The organism is Achromobacter veterisilvae (genome assembly GCF_037619525.1).
Lineage (GTDB): Bacteria > Pseudomonadota > Gammaproteobacteria > Burkholderiales > Burkholderiaceae_B > Achromobacter > Achromobacter veterisilvae.
Genome location: NZ_CP148753.1, coordinates 4,870,316 through 4,889,800, shown reverse-complemented (window position 1 = coordinate 4,889,800; position 19,485 = coordinate 4,870,316). Strand labels below are relative to the sequence as shown.

Here is a 19,485-nt window from a genome sequence, read left to right as displayed (position 1 = left end):
TGAACGCAATGAGTTATCACGAAGATGAAGTGCGGGTGCCGGGCGCGACCTGGTGGGATGTCATCGCGGGGCATGCGCGCCAGCATCCGGCCCGCGTCGCGCTGGCGCACGGCGATGCATCGATCACCTACGGGGAACTGACGGGCCGGGTCGAACGCTGCGCCGCGGGCCTGAGCGCGCGGGGCGTCGTTGCGGGCGATTGCGTGGCGATGCTGGCCCCGCCCACGCCCGAAGCGATGGTGTCGTTCCTGGCCGCGGCCCGGCTGGGCGCCTTGTGGGTGGGCCTGAACCCGCGCTACCAGCCGCGCGAAGTGGCGTATGTGATCGGGCATGCCCGCCCCAGACTGGTGATCTCGATCGCTTCGTTCGAGGAACGGCGCTACGCCGACGATTTGCGCGATGCGCTCGACAGCCTGGAGCCTGACGCGGCGCGCCCGGCGCTGGTGTTCTACCAGGGCGACATGCCGGGCGACGACAGCCTGGAGCGCGCCCTGGCAGGCGCCGAAGGCGTCCCGCCGGCATGCCCGGCGCCGTATGGCGACCCGGCCCAGCCCAGCATGCTGGTCTACACCTCGGGCACCACGGGCAAGCCCAAAGGGGTCTTGCTCAGCCAGACGGCGCTGATCTACCGTTCGACCGTGCAGGCGCGCACCTTCGCCACCGCCAGCCATCCCGTGGTCATCAACTTCGCGCCCATCAACCATATCGGCGGCATGCATTTCCGCGGCCTGTCGCAAATCCTGGCCGGCGGCACCATCGTCTACCAGGAACGCTATCGTCCGGCCGACGTCATGGGCCTGATCGAAAAGCACCGCGTCAATATGCTGATGCTGGGCTCGACCATGCTGCAGATGCTGATCCGCGAACCTTCGTTCGACATGGCCATCATGCGCCGGATGGAGTGGTTCATTTTCTCGGGCGCGGCCATTCCCATGCCCATTCTGCGGCGCGTCCAGGAACACTGCCCGCGGATAGGCTCGACCTACGGCCTGACCGAATCCTGCGGATCGGTCAGCTATATCGTGGCCAGCGACACCCTGGAGGCGGCCGCCTACACCATCGGGCGCGCCATCCCCGATGGCCAACTGCGCGTGGTCGACGAGCACGGCGAGCCGGGCCCGGCGGGCGAGCAGGGCGAACTACAGGTGCGCCGGCGCTACAGCATGAACGGCTACCTGCGCGACGAGGCCGCCACCGCCGAAGCCTTCACGGCCGATGGCTGGCTCAAGACCGGCGACATGGCGGTATGCGACGAGACCGGCAACTTCCGCCTGGTCGGCCGCATCAAGGAAATGTACAAATCCGGCGGCTACAACGTGTACCCGCGCGAAATCGAAGTCGTGCTCGAACAGCATCCCCACGTGTTGATGTCGGCCGTGATCGCGGTCGACGACGAGCTCTACCAGCAAGTGGGCCACGCCCATCTGATCCTCAAGCCCGAGGGCGCCGTGTCCGAGTCCGAGCTGGCGCATTGGTGCCGCGAGCGCATGGCCAACTACAAAGTGCCCAAGCGCTTCTTCATCCGCAGCGCCCTGCCGATGCTCTCCATAGGCAAGGTCGACAAAATCGCCTTGCGACAACAGCCCTGACAGCACCCGCCATGTCGAATCCCCTGAACCGATACCATCGCATCCTGCACGCCGTCTCCGGCCATTCCCTCGGCCTGTCGCTGGCCGACCTGGCCGCGGCTACCGGCCTGCCGCGCAGCACCACCCACCGGCTGGCCACTTCGCTGCGCGAAATCGACTACCTCGGCGTGGACGACGCCACCGGCAATTTCGTGCTGGGCGACGGCCTGGTCCGCCTGATGCGCGCGAGCCTGACGCAGGACAGCAAGCTGGCCCTGTTCAACCCGGCGTTGAACTTCGTGGTGGGGCGGTTGGAGGAAACCGCATTCTGCGCGCGGCTGCTGAACGACGAGGTGGACCTGGTGCAGGCCGTCACGCCCACCCGCAAGGACCAGCTCTATATCTATCCCGGCGTGGGCAGCCGGCCGCTGGACAAGTGTTCGTCGAGCAAGGCCATCCTGGCCTATCTGGATCCGCCGCGCATCCAGGCGCTGCTGGAGCCGCTGGCGCGCAGCACGCCCAGCTTGCGGGTCGCCGATTTGATGGACGAACTCGACCAGGTGCATCGACAGGGGTTCGCCGTCTGCGACGGCGAAATCGACGAAGGTGTCCTGAGCGTCGCCTGCCCCGTCATGGACGGGCAGGCGCGCGGCCTGTACAGCATCGGCGTGGTCGGCCCGGCTGCCCGTCTCAAGTCGCACGATCTGCGCGAGATCGTCTCGGTATTGCATTCGGCCGCGGATCTGGCGGCCGCCGAATTGTTGAACGCCTAGGATGGATGGACATGAAGGAAATCATTTCGGTGGAGAAGGCGGGGCCGGTGGCGACCGTCACGATAGACCGCGGCGCCAAGCGCAATGCCTTGACCCAGGACATGGTGCTGCGCCTGACGGACATCGCGCTGGAATTCCAGCAGGACACCTCGACCGCCTGCGTCGTGCTCAGCGGCAATGACGCCGAGTTCTCGGCGGGCATCGACCTGGGCGACCCCGCGCGCTGGAAGCAGGACGACAGGACTGCGCTGGAAAAGCGCGCCCTGGCCCTGCGCGGAACCCGCCTGTGCAAAGCGTGGGAAGACATGCCGCAGATCACGATCGCCGCTGTCGAAGGCATGAATGTGGGCGGCGGCATCGCCCTCACGCTGGCGTGCGACTGGCGCGTGATGGGCCGGTCGGCCTATTTGTTCGTGCCGGAAGTGCAGATCGGCATCCCGCTGGGCTGGCAGACCATCCCGCGGCTGGTAAACCTGACCGGGCCGGCGCGCGCGAAGCAGATCGTTCTGCTGGGAGAAAAAATGTCGGCCGACAAGGCGCTGGAATGGGGGGTGGCGGATTTCGTCGTGCCCGACGGCGCGGCCCGCGGCCATGCGCGGGCGCTGGCCGAACGCATCAGCAAAATGCCCGACCTCGCGGTGCGCATGTCCAAGCAAAGCATCAACGCCTACGCCAACGCCCTCAACCACCTGGGCAGCCATATGGACGTGGACCAGGCCATGTTGTGCGGGCAATCCGCCGACGCGGCCGCCGCGCGCGACCGCTACGGCCGATGAGTTTCCATCGCCGCCGCCTGGCGGCGTCGTTTTTTCCAACCGCCTATTCAAAGGACGATTCATGCTGGACTGGAACCAATACCACTCGGAACTGATGACCCGCATCGGCGATATCGCCGCGGCCAGCCCCGACACCGTCAAGGGCTATCAGCAGTTGTCGGCCGCGGGCCAGAAGACCAATCAGCTCGATGCCAAGACCCGCGAACTGATCGCCCTGGCGGTGGCCGTCACCACCCGCTGCGACGGCTGCATCGCCGTGCATTCCAAGCAGGCGCTGAAGGAAGGCGCCACCAAGGGAGAGATCGCCGAAGCGCTTGGCGTGGCGGTGGCCCTGAACGCCGGCGCCGCCCTGGTTTACTCGGCGCGCGTCATGGACGCCATCGACGGCAAGTAGCCGCGCGCCTATTTCGACACGACAAGGGGAGGAAGGGAATGTCCAGACTTGCACGCTTGCTGTTGGCCGCCGGCTGCGCGCTGGCCGCCGCCGCGCCGGCCAGCGCCGATAACTGGCCGGCCGGGCCCATCACGTTCATCGTGCCGTTTCCGGCCGGCGGTTCCATGGATACGTTTTCACGGCCCATCGCCCGGCAATTGGGCAATGTGCTCGGCGTTCCCGTCGTGGTCTCCAACCGCTCGGGCGCGGGCGGCGGCGTGGGCATCGCCGCGATCGCCCGCTCGGCGCCCGACGGCTATACCATCGGCATGTCCAGCGTCGGCAACATGACGATCAACCCGCACATCTATCCGGACCTTCCTTACGATCCGATCAAGGATTTCACGCCCATCGGGCTGGCCGGCCGTTTCGTCAATGTGCTGGTGGTCAACAGCAAGGTGCCGGCCAGGAACGTGCAGGAGCTGCTGGCGCTTGACCGCGCCAAGCCGGGCACCATTACCTTCGCCTCGGCCGGCAACGGGTCGACCAACCAGCTATCGGGCGAGGTGCTCAAGCAGTTGACCCAGACCAGGTTCATGCACGTGCCTTACCGCGGCAGTGGCCCGGCCCTGGCCGACGTAGTGGCCGGCAACGTGGATTTCATGTTCGACACCCTCAATACCTCCATGCCGCTGATCGAGTCGGGCGCCTTGCGCGCGCTGGCCGTCACCAGCGCCGAGCGCAGCCCGTTCCTGCCCGACGTGCCCACCATGAACGAAGCCGGCGTGCCCGGCTATGCCAAGTCCGGCGAGGACCTCTGGTGGGCGGTCATCGCGCCCAAGGGCGTGCCGCCGGCCGTTCGCGACAAACTCAGCGCCGGGCTCGCCAAGGCGCTGGCGTCTCCGGAGCTGCAAGCCCAGGTGCGTGCCCAACGGGTCGAAACCCTGACCAGCACCTCCGATGAACTGCAAACCATCCTGCGCGACGACTACGAACGTTGGGGACGTATCGTCAAAGAGGCCGGCATCAAGCTGGATTAGCCGCTGCGCATGCCTGCCGCCCCCGAACCGGGGGCTTTTTTTTGGTTCATCGAGCATTACCGCGGGGAAGGTGGCGCGGCAGCGTCGTCCGTCGACCATTATTAAGGTTGCTTATAAACGGTTTTTCAACAATTCATTGGACAGTTCCGTCCCGCTGCGCCAGAGTCACGGCAGATGCCCGGCGCGCGCCCACCCGCCGCAGCCGGGTCGGCTCACCCCGCCGGCGGACGCATTGTCCCGGCAAGCAGATAAGAAGAGCTTATGGAGACATACGACTACATCATCGTGGGCGCGGGGTCGGCCGGCTGTGTGCTGGCCAACCGGTTGAGCCAGGATCCGTCCGTGCAGGTGCTGTTGCTGGAGGCCGGCGGGCGCGACAACTACCACTGGATCCACATTCCGGTGGGATATCTGCATTGCATCGGCAATCCGCGCACGGACTGGATGTACCGCACCGCCGCCGAGCCGGGGCTGGGCGGCCGCTCGCTGATCTATCCGCGCGGGCGCGTGCTGGGGGGCTGCTCGTCGATCAACGGCATGATCTACATGCGCGGCCAGCGCGAGGACTACGAGGCCTGGGCCGCGCTGTCGGGCGATCCGGCCTGGGGCTGGGACCAGGTGCTGCCGGTCTTCAAGCGCAGCGAGGACCATCACCGCGGCGCCGACGCCCATCACGGCGCGGGCGGCGAATGGCGGGTGGAGCCGCAGCGCCTGCGCTGGGACATCCTGGAAGCCTTCGCCGCCGCGGCCGAACAGGAAGGCATCCCGCGCGTGCAGGACTTCAACCGCGGCGACAATTTCGGCAGCGGCTACTTCGAAGTGAATCAGCGCCGCGGCTGGCGCTGGAACACGTCCAAGGCGTTCCTGCGCCCGGTGCGCAAACGCCCGAACCTGCGCGTGGAAACCGGCGTGCTGGCCGAGCAACTGGTGTTCGAAGGCAAGCGCTGCGTCGGCGTGCAGTTGCGCCGCGGCGGGGCGGTGGCCACGGTGCGCGCGCGCCGCGAGGTGGTGCTGGCGGCGGGAGCGGTGAATACGCCGCAACTGCTGGAGCTTTCCGGCGTGGGCGAGCCGGCGCGCCTGCGCGAAAGCGGCATCGAACTGCGCCACGCCTTGCCCGGCGTGGGCGAGAACCTGCAGGACCACCTGCAACTGCGGATCATCCTCAAGGTGGACGGCGTCAAGACGCTGAACCGCATCGCTTCCACGTGGTGGGGCAGGGCGGGCATTGGTCTGGAATACCTGGTCAACCGCAGCGGCCCGATGAGCATGGCGCCGTCGCAACTGGGCGCGTTCGCCAAATCGGATCCCGGCCAGGCGCGCGCCAACGTGGAATTCCACGTCCAGCCCCTGTCGCTGGGCGCGTTCGGCGAGCCCCTGCACGGCTTCGACGCCTTCACCGCCAGCGTGTGCAACCTGCGGCCCACCTCGCGCGGCAGCGTGCACGCGCAGGGCCCGCAAGGCGCGGGCCTGGCGCCCGTCATCACGCCCAACTATCTCAGCACCGAGGAAGACCTGCGCGTGGCGGCGGATTCCATCCGCCTGGTGCGCCGGATCGCCGCGGCGCCCGCGCTGCAGCGCTACCGGCCGCAGGAGTGGCTGCCGGGCCCGGCGTTCCAGACGGAAGCCGAACTGCGCGAGGCGGCCGGCAAGATCGGCACCACCATCTTCCATCCAGTGGGCACCTGCGCCATGGGGCGCGACGCGGACGGCGGCGCGGTGGTGGACGCGCGGCTGCGCGTGCACGGGCTGGAAGGCCTGCGCATCGCCGACGCGTCGGTGATGCCGCTGATTACCTCGGGCAACACCAATTCGCCGACGATCATGATCGCGGAGCGCGCGGCGCAAATGATCCGCGAGGACGCGGCGCAGGCCGATGCCGGAGTCCGTGCCGATGCCGGTGTCGATGTAGCCAGTGTCTGACACCGCCGATGTAGCCAGTGTCTGACACAGTCGGTGCAGCCAGTGTCTGACACCCTTGTATCTTGGTCCCCGTGGTGATTAGCTATCACCACAGCGGATTCGAGCAGCTTGTTCTGACACCCAAAGCTTGGACTTTGCTCGAAAGATTAAGCCTCGAATCCGCACCTCTGAGCCGGCTGGACACTGGACGGTAGCCTAGGGCATTTGGACCCTGCATGTACAAGGCAAGTGGGCGCAGCGGGCTTCTTTGGAATCGGCAAGGGAGCTAAGTCATGTTTTTTCTAGGAATCGACGTCTCCAAAGCGAAACTGGATTGCGCGCTGCTGGGCAGTGAAGGAGACAAACGCAAGACCAAGGTCGTCCCCAATTCGGTAGCCGGCATCCAGACGCTGCTGCAATGGTGCGCCAAGCAAGGCGCCCAGCCGCAGCAGTTACACGCCGTACTCGAACCGACGGGGCAGTATCACGAACAGGCCGCCACCGCGCTGCATGACGCTTCGGTCAGTGTCTCCGTGGTGAATCCAGCCCAGGTGCGCGACTTCGCGGGTGCGCTGGCGGTGCGCTCCAAGACCGACGGGATCGACAGCTACGTGCTGGCCCGTTACGGTCAGGCGCTCAAGCCGGCGCTATGGCACCCCGCGCCCCTGCATGCGCGGCAGTTGCGTGCCTTGCTGGCGCGGCGCAACGCGCTGAGCAAAGACTTGTTGCGTGAGCTCAACCGGCAGGAGAAAACGCAGTTCAGTGATCTGCCCGTCCTGGTCGAAGGTTCCATCGCCAAGGCCATTGCGTTCCTGCGCGAAGAGATCAAGCGCCTGGAGCGGGCCATCGATGACCACATCGACCGCCATCCCGATTTGAAGGAAGACCGGGAGTTGCTCACCAGCATCCCGGCCATCGGCCCGCAGGCCAGCAACGCGATCCTGTCGATCATGCATAGCAAACGCATCGAGTCTGCCGAGGCCTTGGCGGCCTATCTGGGGCTGGTTCCCGTGCAGCGTCAGTCGGGCACCAGCCTCAATGGCCGTGCGCACCTGTCAAAGGCCGGTCCTGCTCGGGTGCGTGCCACGTTCTACATGGCTGCCATCGTCGGCATTCGTCGCAATCCCCATATCCGCGCGCTCTACGAGCGACTGCTGCTGGCGGGCAAAAGCAGAATGGCCGCGCTCGGCGCGGCCATGAGAAAGCTGGTGCATCTATGCTTCGGCGTGCTTAAAACCCGATCACGATACCGACCAGACTACGTCTGATCGCTTGACGGCCAAGACGGTATCTTACGGGATAGTCATCCAGACACGAGACGATCTTCCCGGGTGTCTGACACCAACTATGAAATCGGTTGGTGTCAGACACCCGGAACCACCGCTACAGCCTGACGGGCATTCCATAAGGGTGTCAGACACCTGGCTACGGTGCCTTCAGCGCAGCGACCGGTACGTGTCCTGGCGCTGCGGGTGGGTCAGCATCACCTGCCAGAGCTGGCCCTCGCGCGACCGGAAGAAGCCGGCGCAGCACATCAGATAGTATTTCCACATGCGGTAGAAGCGCGGGCCGTAGCGCGGTTCCAGTTCGGGCCAGGCGCGTTCGAAATTCTCCCACCACGCCATCAGCGTGCGGTCGTAGTCGGCGCCGAAGTTATGCCAGTCTTCGATGATGAAACGGCCTTCCACCGCCGTCGCGATCTCGCGGGCCGAGGGCAGCTTGCCGTTCGGGAAGACGTAGCGGTCGATCCAGGGATCGGTGCTCTGGCTGGTGGACGCGATGCCGATGGTGTGCAGCAGGAACACGCCGCCGGGGGCCATCAGGCGCTGCACGTGGGTGAAGTAAGTGTCGTAGTTCTTGGGGCCCACGTGCTCGAACATCCCCACCGACACCACCTTGTCGAAGCTGCCCTGGAGGTCGCGGTAGTCCTGCAGCAGCAGTTCCACGGGCAGGCCCTTCACGCGTTCCTGCGCCAGCGCGAGCTGTTCCTTGGAGACGGTCACGCCGGTGACCTTGACGCCATAGCGCTCGGCGGCGAACTTGGCCAGCCCGCCCCAGCCGCAGCCGATGTCCAGCAGGGTCTCGCCTTCTTTGAGCTGTAGCTTGCGGCAGATCATGTCCAGCTTGGCCAACTGGGCTTCCTCCAGCGTCCGGGCGTGTTCCCAGTAGGCGCAGGAATAGATCATGCGGCTGTCCAGCATGGCCTCGAACACGTCGTTGCCGGCGTCGTAGTGCTGCTTGCCGACCTCGAACGCGCGGTGCTTGGATTGCAGGTTGAACAGCTTGTGGCGCAGGTGTTCGGCGATCAGCTTGACGCGGGCCAGGCCCAGCGCCGCCGATTCTATGTCGGCGCGCAGCAGTCGGGTGAACAGCTCGTCCAGTTCGTCGCAGTCCCACTCGCCATCCATGTAGGATTCGCCCAGGCCCAGCGACCAGCTCGCGAAGACGCGGTCGTACATGTGCCTGTCGTGCACCTGGATGTCCCAGGGACGCGTGCCGTTGATCTGCACGTCGGCGCGGGCCAGGAGATCCTGCAGCACTTTGGGGGCTACGGGGGGAGGGGTGCCGACGGCGGAATCGTCGGGGGTCAGCGGGGAAACGGGACTGCTTTGCTGCATACGGACTCCATATCAATTTTGGGAAGACTGATCTGGCAATGCTTGGGACTGTCAACTGTGGCGCGAAACCGTGGGCAACTCCAATTTAATGATTGGATCGCGCCGATAGGCAACCGCAATTTCCTGTCCGCCCCGGGGGCGGGGGCGTCGATCCGGATGGGATGATCGTAGCGACGACCGGGCCGATAGTCCAGCCCGCGGCGCGGGCGCCGCGGCCCGTCCGGCTGTCATGCGCGCGCAAGCCCGCCGCGATTACACTACCGGGCCCTAGCGCGCCGCCGTATCGGCGCGCGCAGATTCGTGGAGTGTATCGATGGTGGACGCCAGCCTGGAACCCCGTTTGGAATTCGTCACCTGCGCCAGCCCGGCCGGCCTGCATCGCATGGCCTACTGGGAATGGGGCGATCCCGCCAACGACCGGGTGCTGGTCTGCGTGCACGGGCTGACCCGCAGCGGCCGCGATTTCGATGCGCTGGCCCGCCGCCTGGCCGGGCAGTACCGCGTGGTCTGCCCGGACGTGGTGGGCCGGGGCCGTTCGGACTGGCTGGCCAACCCGGCGTTCTACACGGTGCCGCAATACGTGTCCGACATGGTGACCCTGATCGCCCGGCTGCGGCCGGCGCGGCTGGCCTGGCTGGGCACGTCCATGGGCGGACTGGTCGGCCTGGCGCTGTCCGGCGCGGCGGTATTCGCCCGCGCCATGCTGGCGATGCGTCCGCACGCCGGCATGCTGCCGCCCGGCGAGGGCGTGCGCCTGGAGAGGCTGGTGTTGAACGACGTGGGTCCGCGCCTGGAAACGGGCGCCCTGGCGCGCATCGGCCAGTACGTGGGCGAGGCCGGGGAGTTCGCCTCGTTCGAGGAGGCCGTCGCCACCATGCGGGCCAATTCGGAAACCTTCGGGCCGCACACGGACGCGCAATGGGCCGATCTGGCGCGCTATCTGTATCCCGAGTACGGCGGCAAATGGGTGAAGCACTACGATCTGGCGCTGGCCCAGGCCCTGGCCGCGCAGACGCCGGAGGAACTGGCCGCCGGCGAGCAGATTCTGTGGCGCGCCTATGACACCGTGGACTGCCCGACGCTGATCGTGCGCGGCGAACTGTCCGACCTGCTGACGCGCGCCACCGTCCAGGAAATGCTCGAGCGCAACCCGCGCGCGCGGGCGCACGAGGTGCGGGGCGTGGGCCACGCGCCCACGCTGATCGCCGACGAGCAGGTGGAGCCGGTGGCGGCCTTCCTGCTGAACTAGGGTCTGTCCACCCTGCAAACCAGGGACGGACAGGGCGCTATCCACGCTGGCGGGCCTTCTCTACAATAGGCCCATGAACGCGCGCACCCTGAACATCGACCTGCATTGCCATTCCACCGTCTCGGACGGCGCGCTCGCGCCCCGCGACGTGGCGCAGCGCGCGCACGCCAACGGCGTGGACGTCTGGGCGCTGACCGACCACGACGAAGTGGGCGGGCTGGCGGAAGCCGCCGGCATGGCGCGCGAACTGGGCATGCAATTCGCCACCGGCGTCGAGATTTCCGTGACGTGGGCAGGCCTGACGGTGCACATCGTGGGGCTGCGCTTCGATCCCGAAAACACCGTCCTGGTCGAAGGGCTGCGCAAGACCCGCGCCGGCCGCGCCGAACGCGCCAAGCGCATCGGCGAACGCCTGGCGGGCATGGGCATGCCCGGCGCCTACGAAGGCGCGCTGCCGTTCGCCGGCAATCCCGAACTGATCAGCCGCACGCACTTCGCGCGCTACCTGGTCGAGGCCGGCTACTGCCCCGACGTGCAGACCGTGTTCAACAAGCATCTGGGCGACGACCGGCCCGGCCACGTGCCCATGCAATGGGCCACGCTGGCGGAAGCGGTGGGCTGGATACGCGGCGCGGGCGGCCTGGCCGTCATCGCGCATCCGGGCCGCTACAAGTACACGCCCTTGCAGTTCGCCGCGCTGTTCGACGAATTCCTGCAACTGGGCGGCGTGGGCATCGAGGTCAACACGGGCAGCCATACCGCCGAGGAAGCCCGCCACTATGCGGACGTGGCGCGCCGCTACGGTTTCCTGGCGTCGCGCGGCTCGGACTTCCATAGCCCGAAGGAAAGCCGGATGGACCTGGGCCGCCTGCCGGCGCTGCCGTCCGACCTTAAACCGGTCTGGCACGACTGGTTCTGACGCGGGCGGCGGCCCCGCCGCCTTGCCCTCCAAGCTATCGACTGTGACCGCGCCCAACCGGCGCAACCGCCATGAACAAAGCCTTTGTTAAAGAGTCCGACCACGAGGACGACGACGATCTGCCGCAGGCCCAGGCGCTTCCGGCGGGCACGAAGAACTACATGACGCCCGGCGGCTACGAACGCCTGCGGGGCGAACTCACGCACCTGATGAACGTGGAGCGGCCCGCCGTCGTGCAGGTGGTGTCCTGGGCCGCGTCCAATGGCGACCGTTCCGAGAACGGCGACTATCTCTACGGCAAGAAACGCCTGCGCGAGATCGACCGCCGCATGCGCTTCCTGACCAAGCGGCTGGACATCGCGGAAGTCGTCGACCCCGCCGCCCAGCCCAACCGCGACCAGGTCTTCTTCGGCGCCACGGTGCTGTATTCCGACAAGGCCGGCGCGGAACACCGGGTGACCATCGTCGGCGTCGACGAGGCCGAACCCCTGGCAGGCAAGATCAGTTGGATTTCCCCCGTGGCCCGCGCGCTGATCAAGGCGAAGGAAGGCGATACGGTGGTGCTGCGCACGCCGGGCGGGATCGAGGAACTGGATATCCTGGAAGTGAGTTATCCGGGGTAGGGGCTGGTTTTTGTTGGGGGGGTGTCTGACACCCGGGTGCTCCGGCGTCAGCCTGGGAGGGTGTCTCGTACGGGTGTCAGACACCCCCCAACAAAAAGACACACCCTCCCAACAAAAAAAAACGGACGCCAGCTTTTGGCCGGCGCCCGTTGGCGGGCGGGATCTGGCGTCCCTGCCTCGGTTGGCGGCTTGCGCCGCCGTTTCCCCTGGGGCTTGCTGTGTTCTTGCGCGCTTACTTCTTGCGGTTGGCGATCGACTTCTCGGCCAGGTTCACCAGGTCTTCGCCGATCTGCTTCTTCCACTTGTCGTAGACCGGCTTGGTGACCTTCACGAAGGCGTCATGGTCGGCCGGCGACAGCGAGGTCACGGTGACGCCATGGCCCTCGATCTCTTTCAGCAGGGACGGGTCTTCGGGCGTCACGCCCTTGCGGGCGATCACGATCTGCTGCTTGCCGGCGTCCAGCGCGGCCTGGCGCACGATGTCGCGGTCCTTTTCGGACCAGGAATTCCAGACCTCGCGGTTGACCACGAAGATCAGCGGATCGGCCACGTAGTTCCACAGGGTCAGGTACTTCTGGCCCACGGTGTAGAGCTTGGAGCCGGTGTAGATGGACAGGGGGTTCTCCTGGCCGTCCACGGCGCCGCTGGCCAGCGCGGGCTGGGCGTCGGCCCAGCTCATCTGCGTGGGGTTGGCGCCCAGCGCGGTGAAGGTGTCGATGTACAGCGGCGAACCCACCACGCGCAGCTTCAGGCCCTTCATGTCCTCGGGCTTCTTGATTTCATGCTTGGAGTTGCTGAGCTGGCGGTAGCCGTTCTCGCCCCAGGCCAATGGCACCACGCCGGCCTTCTCGATGAGCTTGAACATTTCGCGGCCCACGTCGCCTTGCACCAGCGAATCGATGGCGGCGTAGTCGGGCATCAGGAAGGGCAGGGAGAACAGGTTCAACTGCTTGACCTGCGGCGACCAGTTGATGGTGGAGCCGACGGCCATGTCGATCACGCCCTGGCGGATGGCGGTGAATTCGCGGGTCTGGTCGCCCTGGACCAGCGAGGTGCCGGGGTAGACCTTGATGTTGATGCGGCCTTGCGTGCGTTCGCGCACCAGGTTCGACCAGATTTCGGCGCCCTGGCCCCACGGGAAGGTGGTTCCGACGACGATGGACAGCTTGTACTCGGGCTTGTAGGTCTGCGCGTGGGCGGGCGCCATGCCCACCGCCGCCGCGGCGCACAGGGCGGCGCCGATCAAGTTGCGGAATTTCATGTTGCGTCTCCTCTCTTTGCAAGTCTGTCTGTTGTTGTGTAATGCACACCCGTAATGCCGGCGGGGTCCCGCCCCTTCAATAACCCAGCTTGTGAGGCAGCCACAGCGCCAGTTGCGGGAACGCCAGCACCGCGACCAGCACCAGGAACATCGCGCCCAGCAGCCACACCACCCAGCGCACCGTGGACTCCATGGGCACGCGCGCGATGCGGCACGACACCATCAGGTTCACGGCCAGCGGCGGAGTGAACTGGCCCAGCGCCACCTTCAGGGTGAGGATGACGCCGAACCACACCGGATCCCAGCCGTAGGCGTTGGCGATGGGCATGAGCAGCGGCACGAAGATCAGGAAGATGGAGATGCCGTCCAGGAACATGCCCACGGTCATCAGCAGCAGGATCAAGAGCGCCAGCACGCCATATTCGCCCAGGCCCGAATTGACGATGGCGTGCGTGATGGGGTCGATCACGCTGAGCGTGGACAGCGCCCAGGCGAAGATGCCGGCCAGGGTCACGACCAGCATGATGACGGCGGACAGTTCGGCCGCTTCGCGCAGGATGGTGAACAGGTCGCGCAGCTTGATGGTGCGGTGGATGAACACGCCGACGAACAGGCCGTAGAACACCGCGACCACGGCGGCTTCCGTGGGCGTGAACCAGCCCATGCGCATCCCGCCCAGGATCAGGACCGGCGCGGCCAGGCCCCACGAGGCCTCGCGCAGGCTGGCCCAGAAGGGCGGGCGCGGCAGGTGGGCTTCCAGCGCGCCCATCTTGTGCTTGCGGGCCAGCCACACCGCCGGAACGATGAGCGCGAAGCCGGCCAGGATGCCGGGCACCATGCCGGCGGCGAACAGGGCCGGTACCGAGGCGCCGGGCACCAGCACCGAATAAATGATGAAGGCCACCGAAGGCGGGATCAGGATGTCCGTGGCGGCGCCGGCGGCCACGACGGCGGCCGAGAACGACCCGGGATAGCCCGCGCGCGACATGGCGGTGATCATCACGGCGCCGACCGCGGCCGCGCACGCCGGGCCGGAGCCGGAGATGCCGCCCAGGAACATGGCCACGGCGATCGACACCAGCGGCAGCATGCCCGGGCCGCGGCCGACGATGGCGATCGCGAAGTCCACCAGCCGCTTGGCCACGCCGGACCGGTCGAAGATCGAGCCCACCAGCACGAACATGGGAATCGCCAGCAGCGGGTATTTCGCCAGGCCGGCGTAGAAGTTCTGCGGCACGGTCAGGAGGCCGTACCAGGGGGTGTCCAGGTTGGACAGCACGATGGCCACGGTGCCGCCGATGCCCAGCGCCACGCCGACCGGCACGCCGATCAGCATCAGGACGATGAAGACGGTGAAGAGAATGCCCGCGATCATGGCTGTTCCCCGCGGGCCGCGCCGGCGGAAAGGGGCGCGCGCGCGATCCGGCGGAGGATGCCGGCGGTGCGCAGCGAAATGGCCGCGGCCATGACCGGCAGCCAGATCGAATACCACCAGGTCGGCACGCCGATCGCGGGGGAGGTTTCTTCGTAGATGTATTCGTCGGCCACCAGCTTGACCGACAGCACGGTCAGCAGCACGAAGAACGCCAGCACGCAGCCGTTGGAAATCAGCGCCATGATGCGCTGGCGGCGCGGAGAGCCGTTGTCGGCCAGGATTTCGATGCGGATGTGGTGGTTGCGCACGAACGCGACGCTGCCGCCCGCCATGGTCAGGACGATCAGCAGGAACACCGAGATTTCTTCCGTCCACGCGAACGACTGGTCGGTGAAGTAGCGCACCAGCACGTTCAGGAAGGTAATGGTGGCCAGGACCGCCAGCAGGATGACGGCCAGCCAGTCCTCGATGGCCAGCGGCACTTTTACGGCGGGATCTGCTTCTGCGGGGATGATCGGTTCGACGGGCTCGGCGGGGGCTTCGGGGCGGGACATGTGAGGCAACGGCCAGCGCGCGGGTCGGCGCTTTGCTTGTTATTTATGGGGTCGCTGCATCCTACCGTCGCGCCGCGGGAGCGGAAGCTCGTGTTTTCCCGCGGTGCGGGATGGCTGCAACATGACGCGATGCACCATAAACGTGCCGGATCATCCGCACACTTTGAGTGCAAAGGCAGATTCCGTAAGGAGAAAGCGTGGAATGCTGCGATGCGGCATCGTCGCGTCCGCGGTCTGGAATTCTTTTGTAACAGTGACCGGAAACGGCCGTTCCCCGCCGGATTGAACGGTGGCCCCGGGAAAACCCCCTAAACGGGTAAAATCACTTTTTGCCCTTTTCTCCCTTATACGGCGCCCGCATCGTGTCCCTAGTTCAGCATCTGCCTGGTTCCTCCGTCCTGTCCTCCTTTCGTCGCGACCGCCTCCTGGCGCAATTGAAGGAAGCCGGCCTGCCGGTGGCCGACATATCCGCCCGCTACGAGCACTTCGTCAGCACCGACGCCGCCCTGACGGCCGACCAGCAGCGCCAACTGACCCAGTTGCTGGACTACGGCACGCCGGCCACCGCCGATGCGCCGGCCAAGAGCCTGTCGCTGCTGGTCATTCCGCGCCTGGGCACGATTTCTCCGTGGGCCAGCAAGGCCACCGACATCGCCCACAACTGCGGGCTGTCGTCGGTCCACCGCATCGAACGCGGCGTGCGCTACGTGATCACGCCCGAACGCGGCCTGCTGGGCGCCAAGTCCTTCGACGACGCCATGCTGGCGCGAGCGGCCGACTGCCTGCACGACCGCATGACCGAAACCGTGGTGGACGCCGGCTTCGACGGCCAGGCGCTGTTCCAGCCGCTGGCGGGCAAGCCGATGCGCACGGTGGGCGTGCAGGCCAACGGCGTCCAGGCCTTGGCCGAGGCGAACGTCTCGCTGGGCCTGGCCCTGTCGGAAGACGAAATCGAATACCTGGCCAAGTCGTTCACCGACCTGGGGCGCGACCCCACCGACGTGGAACTGATGATGTTCGCGCAGGCCAACAGCGAACACTGCCGCCACAAGATCTTCAACGCCCAGTGGGTGATCGACGGCCAGGAACAGCCGAACACGCTGTTCGGCATGATCCGCGCCACGCACAAGGCGCAGCCGGAAGGCACCGTGGTGGCCTACTCGGACAACGCCGCCATCATGGAAGGCGGCCCTGCGCAGCGCTTCCAGGCCGGCGTGCCCGGTGTCACGGGCGAGGGCGCCGACGGCGCCCGCTACATCCGCCGCGACACCGTCGTGCACACGCTGATGAAGGTGGAAACCCACAACCACCCGACCGCGATCGCGCCGTTCCCCGGCGCCTCCACGGGCAACGGCGGCGAAATCCGCGACGAAGGCGCTACCGGCCGCGGCTCCAAGCCCAAGGCGGGCCTGACCGGCTTCACCGTGTCGCACCTGCGTTTCGACGACGCCCCGCAGCCCTGGGAAGCCGACCACCACGGCCTGCCCGAGCGCATCGCCTCGCCGCTGTCCATCATGATCGACGGCCCCATCGGCGGCGCGGCGTTCAACAACGAATTCGGCCGGCCCAACCTGCTGGGCTATTTCCGCTCGTTCGAGCAGACCGCCGGCGGCACGCGCTGGGGCTACCACAAGCCCATCATGATCGCGGGCGGCCTGGGCAGCATCGACGCCGGCCTGACGCACAAAGACGTGATCCCCCCCGGCGCGCTGCTGATCCAGTTGGGCGGCCCGGGCTTCCGTATCGGCATGGGCGGCGGCGCCGCGTCCAGCATCAGCATGGGCAGCAACTCGGCCGAACTGGACTTCGATTCCGTCCAGCGCGGCAACCCCGAGATCGAGCGCCGCGCGCAGGAAGTCATCGACCGCTGCTGGCAGCAGGCCGAGAACAACCCCATCATCGCGATCCACGACGTGGGTGCGGGCGGCCTGTCCAACGCCTTCCCTGAATTGGTCAACGACGCCGGCCGCGGCGCCATCTTCGACCTGAAGCGCGTGCCGCTGGAAGAGTCGGGCCTGTCGCCCGCCGAAATCTGGAGCAACGAATCGCAGGAGCGCTACGTCCTGTCGATCCTGCCCAAGGACCTCGAACGCTTCGACGCCATCGCGCGCCGCGAACGCTGCCCCTACGCGGTGGTGGGCGTGGCCACCGAGGAACGCCAGTTGCGCGTGGTGGATGGCGAAGGCCTGCCCGGCCTGGACACGATCCGCCCGCAAGGCGACGCCGAAGTGCGCCCGGTGGACGTGCCGATCGACGTGATCCTGGGCAAGCCGCCGCGCATGACGCGCGACGTGAAGCACCTGCCCGGCGTGTCCGCGCCGCTGGACCTGGCCGGCATCGACCTCACCGAAGCCGCCTACCGCGTGCTGCGCCACCCCACGGTGGCCAACAAGTCCTTCCTCATCACCATCGGCGACCGCACGGTCGGCGGCCTGTCCAGCCGCGACCAGATGGTCGGCCCGTGGCAGGTGCCGGTGGCCGACTGCGCCGTCACGCTGGCCGACTACGAAGGCTTCCGCGGCGAAGCCATGTCCATGGGCGAGCGGACCCCGATCGCCATGCTGGACGCCCCGGCCTCGGGCCGCATGGCCGTGGCCGAGGCCCTGACCAACCTGGCCGCCGCCGACGTGGCGCGCCTGGAAGACATCAAGCTGTCGGCCAACTGGATGGCCGCCTGCGGCGTGGACGGCCAGGACGCGGCGCTGTACGACACCGTGTCCGCCGTCAGCGAACTGTGCCAGGCCACCGGCCTGTCCATCCCGGTCGGCAAGGATTCCCTGTCCATGAAGACGTCCTGGGAACAGGACGGCGAGCAGCGCCAGGTGGTGGCGCCGGTTTCGCTGATCGTCACGGCCTTCGCGCCCGTGGCCGACGTGCGCGCCAGCCTGACCCCGCAATTGCGCACCGACGCCGGCGACAGCGTGCTGATCCTGATCGACCTGGGCCGCGGCCGCCACCGCATGGGCGGCTCGATCCTGGCGCAGGCCTACGGCCAGGTCGGCGAGACCGTGCCCGACATCGACGCCCCGCAGGACCTGCGCGCGTTCTTCGTCACCATCCGCACCTTGGCCGAGGCCGGCACCATCCTGTCCTACCACGACCGCTCCGACGGCGGCCTGTTCGCCACCTTGACCGAAATGGCCTTCGCCGGCCGCACCGGCATCTCGGTGAACCTGGACATGCTGACCTTCGATCCGCAATCGGCGGATTGGGGCGACTACAAGATCCGTCCCGAGCAGGTGGCGGTGCAGCGCGAAGAGCTGACGCTCAAGGCGCTGTTCTCGGAAGAAGCCGGTGCCGTGATCCAGGTGCCGGCCTCGCAGCGCGACGCCGTCATGCAGGTGCTGCGCGGCGCGGGCCTGTCGGCCCACTCGCACGTCATCGGCGGCCTGAACGGCGCGGACGAAGTCGAGTTCTACCGCGACGGCAAGAAGGTCTGGAGCCAGCCCCGCGCCGAACTCGGCCGCGCCTGGAGCGAAGTGTCCTACCGCATCATGTCGCGCCGCGACAACCCCGCCTGCGCCCAGGCCGAACTCGACGTCTGGAACGACGCCACGGACCCGGGCATGAGCCCGAACGTCGCCTTCGACCCCCAGGAAGACGTGGCCGCGCCCTTCATCAACACGGGCAAGCGCCCGCGTGTGGCGATCCTGCGCGAGCAGGGCTGCAACAGCCAGGTCGAAATGGCCTGGGCGTTCGACACTGCGGGCTTCGAAGCCATCGACGTGCACATGACCGACCTGCTGTCCGGCCGCGTGGACCTGGCGCAGGCGCAGGGCCTGGTGGCCGTGGGCGGCTTCAGCTACGGCGACGTGCTGGGCGCCGGCGAGGGCTGGGCGCGCACCATCCGCTTCAATGGCAAGCTGTCGGACCAGTTCGCCGCGTACTTCGCGCGCCCCGACACCTTCGCGCTGGGCGTGTGCAACGGCTGCCAAATGATGGCCGCGCTGGCGCCGATGATCCCGGGCGCCGAATTCTGGCCGCGCTTCACGCGCAACCAGTCGGAAAAGTACGAAGCGCGCCTGTCCATGCTGGAAGTGGCCAAGTCGCCGTCGATCTTCTTCGCCGGCATGGAAGGCGCCCGAGTGCCGGTCGCCGTGGCCCACGGCGAAGGCTACGCCGACTTCTCGCAGCAGGGCGACGCCGGCCGCGTGCTGGCCGCCGCCCGCTATATCGACAACGCCGGCCGCGCCACCGAAGCCTATCCGTTCAACCCGAACGGCAGCCCCGGCGGCCTGACCTCCGTCACCACGGCCGACGGCCGCTTCACCGTCATGATGCCGCACCCGGAACGCGTGACCCGCAACGTCATGATGTCGTGGGCGCCCGAGAAATGGGGCGCCGCCGACACGGGCGGCGCGTTCAGCCCGTGGATGCGCATTTTCCGCAATGCGCGGGTCTGGTTGAAATAAGTGTGGCGGCGCGCGGCGGCGCCCCTTGCAAACCCCCCATCGCTC

General features: G+C 67.2%; 15 protein-coding genes. 11 read left to right on the top strand and 4 right to left on the bottom strand.

All coding sequences use genetic code 11. The features are described 5' to 3' along the window. The first annotated feature begins 8 nt into the window (after positions 1-8). From WHX56_RS22625 to WHX56_RS22595, 7 genes are all read left to right on the top strand, one after another. Entirely contained in the window at positions 9-1,589 is a 1,581-nt protein-coding gene (locus WHX56_RS22625; RefSeq protein WP_338879076.1) for a class I adenylate-forming enzyme family protein, read from the top strand. 11 nt (positions 1,590-1,600) lie between these two features. Continuing rightward, positions 1,601-2,341, top strand: a complete 741-nt coding sequence (locus WHX56_RS22620; RefSeq protein WP_338879075.1) for an IclR family transcriptional regulator — start codon at positions 1,601-1,603, stop codon at positions 2,339-2,341. Between the two features lie 11 nt (positions 2,342-2,352). Continuing rightward, positions 2,353-3,117: an enoyl-CoA hydratase/isomerase family protein gene (locus tag WHX56_RS22615; RefSeq protein WP_338879074.1), complete on the top strand. Its 765-nt coding sequence runs from the start codon at positions 2,353-2,355 to the stop codon at positions 3,115-3,117. Positions 3,118-3,178: 61 nt separating this feature from the next. Then, the gene (locus WHX56_RS22610) at positions 3,179-3,511 is read left to right on the top strand and encodes a carboxymuconolactone decarboxylase family protein (RefSeq protein WP_129242175.1); all 333 of its coding nucleotides are present in this window, start codon (positions 3,179-3,181) and stop codon (positions 3,509-3,511) included. A gap of 38 nt (positions 3,512-3,549) precedes the next feature. Next, on the top strand, positions 3,550-4,530 hold the full coding sequence (locus WHX56_RS22605; RefSeq protein ID WP_129242176.1) for a Bug family tripartite tricarboxylate transporter substrate binding protein: 981 nt from the start codon (positions 3,550-3,552) through the stop codon (positions 4,528-4,530). Between the two features lie 261 nt (positions 4,531-4,791). Next, positions 4,792-6,450, top strand: a complete 1,659-nt coding sequence (locus WHX56_RS22600; protein WP_338879073.1) for a GMC family oxidoreductase — start codon at positions 4,792-4,794, stop codon at positions 6,448-6,450. Between the two features lie 272 nt (positions 6,451-6,722). Beyond that, entirely contained in the window at positions 6,723-7,697 is a 975-nt protein-coding gene (locus WHX56_RS22595; RefSeq protein ID WP_338878794.1) for an IS110 family transposase, read from the top strand. A gap of 168 nt (positions 7,698-7,865) precedes the next feature. On the opposite strand, the gene cfa is transcribed toward WHX56_RS22595, so the two are convergent. Then, positions 7,866-9,047: a cyclopropane fatty acyl phospholipid synthase gene (gene cfa, locus WHX56_RS22590; RefSeq protein WP_129242178.1), complete on the bottom strand. Its 1,182-nt coding sequence runs from the start codon at positions 9,045-9,047 to the stop codon at positions 7,866-7,868. 313 nt (positions 9,048-9,360) lie between these two features. On the opposite strand from cfa, the gene WHX56_RS22585 reads away from it, so the two are divergent. The 3 genes from WHX56_RS22585 (at position 9,361) to greB (ending at position 11,838) form a co-directional block, all read left to right on the top strand. Next, positions 9,361-10,296 (top strand): alpha/beta hydrolase, encoded by a 936-nt coding sequence (locus WHX56_RS22585; RefSeq protein ID WP_338879072.1) that lies wholly within the window; start codon positions 9,361-9,363, stop codon positions 10,294-10,296. A gap of 73 nt (positions 10,297-10,369) precedes the next feature. Then, on the top strand, positions 10,370-11,215 hold the full coding sequence (locus WHX56_RS22580; RefSeq protein ID WP_129242180.1) for a 3',5'-nucleoside bisphosphate phosphatase: 846 nt from the start codon (positions 10,370-10,372) through the stop codon (positions 11,213-11,215). Positions 11,216-11,286: 71 nt separating this feature from the next. After that, positions 11,287-11,838 (top strand): transcription elongation factor GreB, encoded by a 552-nt coding sequence (greB, locus tag WHX56_RS22575; RefSeq protein WP_129242181.1) that lies wholly within the window; start codon positions 11,287-11,289, stop codon positions 11,836-11,838. A 232-nt stretch (positions 11,839-12,070) separates the two neighbouring features. Here the strand turns inward: greB and WHX56_RS22570 are convergent, their stop codons facing one another. The 3 genes from WHX56_RS22570 to WHX56_RS22560 all read right to left on the bottom strand — a co-directional run bounded on the left by WHX56_RS22570 (position 12,071) and on the right by WHX56_RS22560 (position 15,028). Then, a complete protein-coding gene (locus tag WHX56_RS22570; RefSeq protein WP_129242182.1) occupies positions 12,071-13,099 on the bottom strand; it encodes a DctP family TRAP transporter solute-binding subunit in 1,029 nt (342 codons plus the stop codon). A gap of 76 nt (positions 13,100-13,175) precedes the next feature. Next, positions 13,176-14,474 (bottom strand): TRAP transporter large permease, encoded by a 1,299-nt coding sequence (locus tag WHX56_RS22565; RefSeq protein WP_129242183.1) that lies wholly within the window; start codon positions 14,472-14,474, stop codon positions 13,176-13,178. Continuing rightward, complete coding sequence (locus WHX56_RS22560; RefSeq protein ID WP_129242184.1) at positions 14,471-15,028, bottom strand: TRAP transporter small permease; 558 nt, start codon at positions 15,026-15,028, stop codon at positions 14,471-14,473. Before WHX56_RS22560 ends, WHX56_RS22565 begins: the two co-directional genes overlap by 4 nt. A gap of 362 nt (positions 15,029-15,390) precedes the next feature. On the opposite strand from WHX56_RS22560, the gene purL reads away from it, so the two are divergent. After that, positions 15,391-19,440, top strand: a complete 4,050-nt coding sequence (gene purL / locus WHX56_RS22555; protein ID WP_338879071.1) for a phosphoribosylformylglycinamidine synthase — start codon at positions 15,391-15,393, stop codon at positions 19,438-19,440. Positions 19,441-19,485 lie beyond the last annotated feature (45 nt).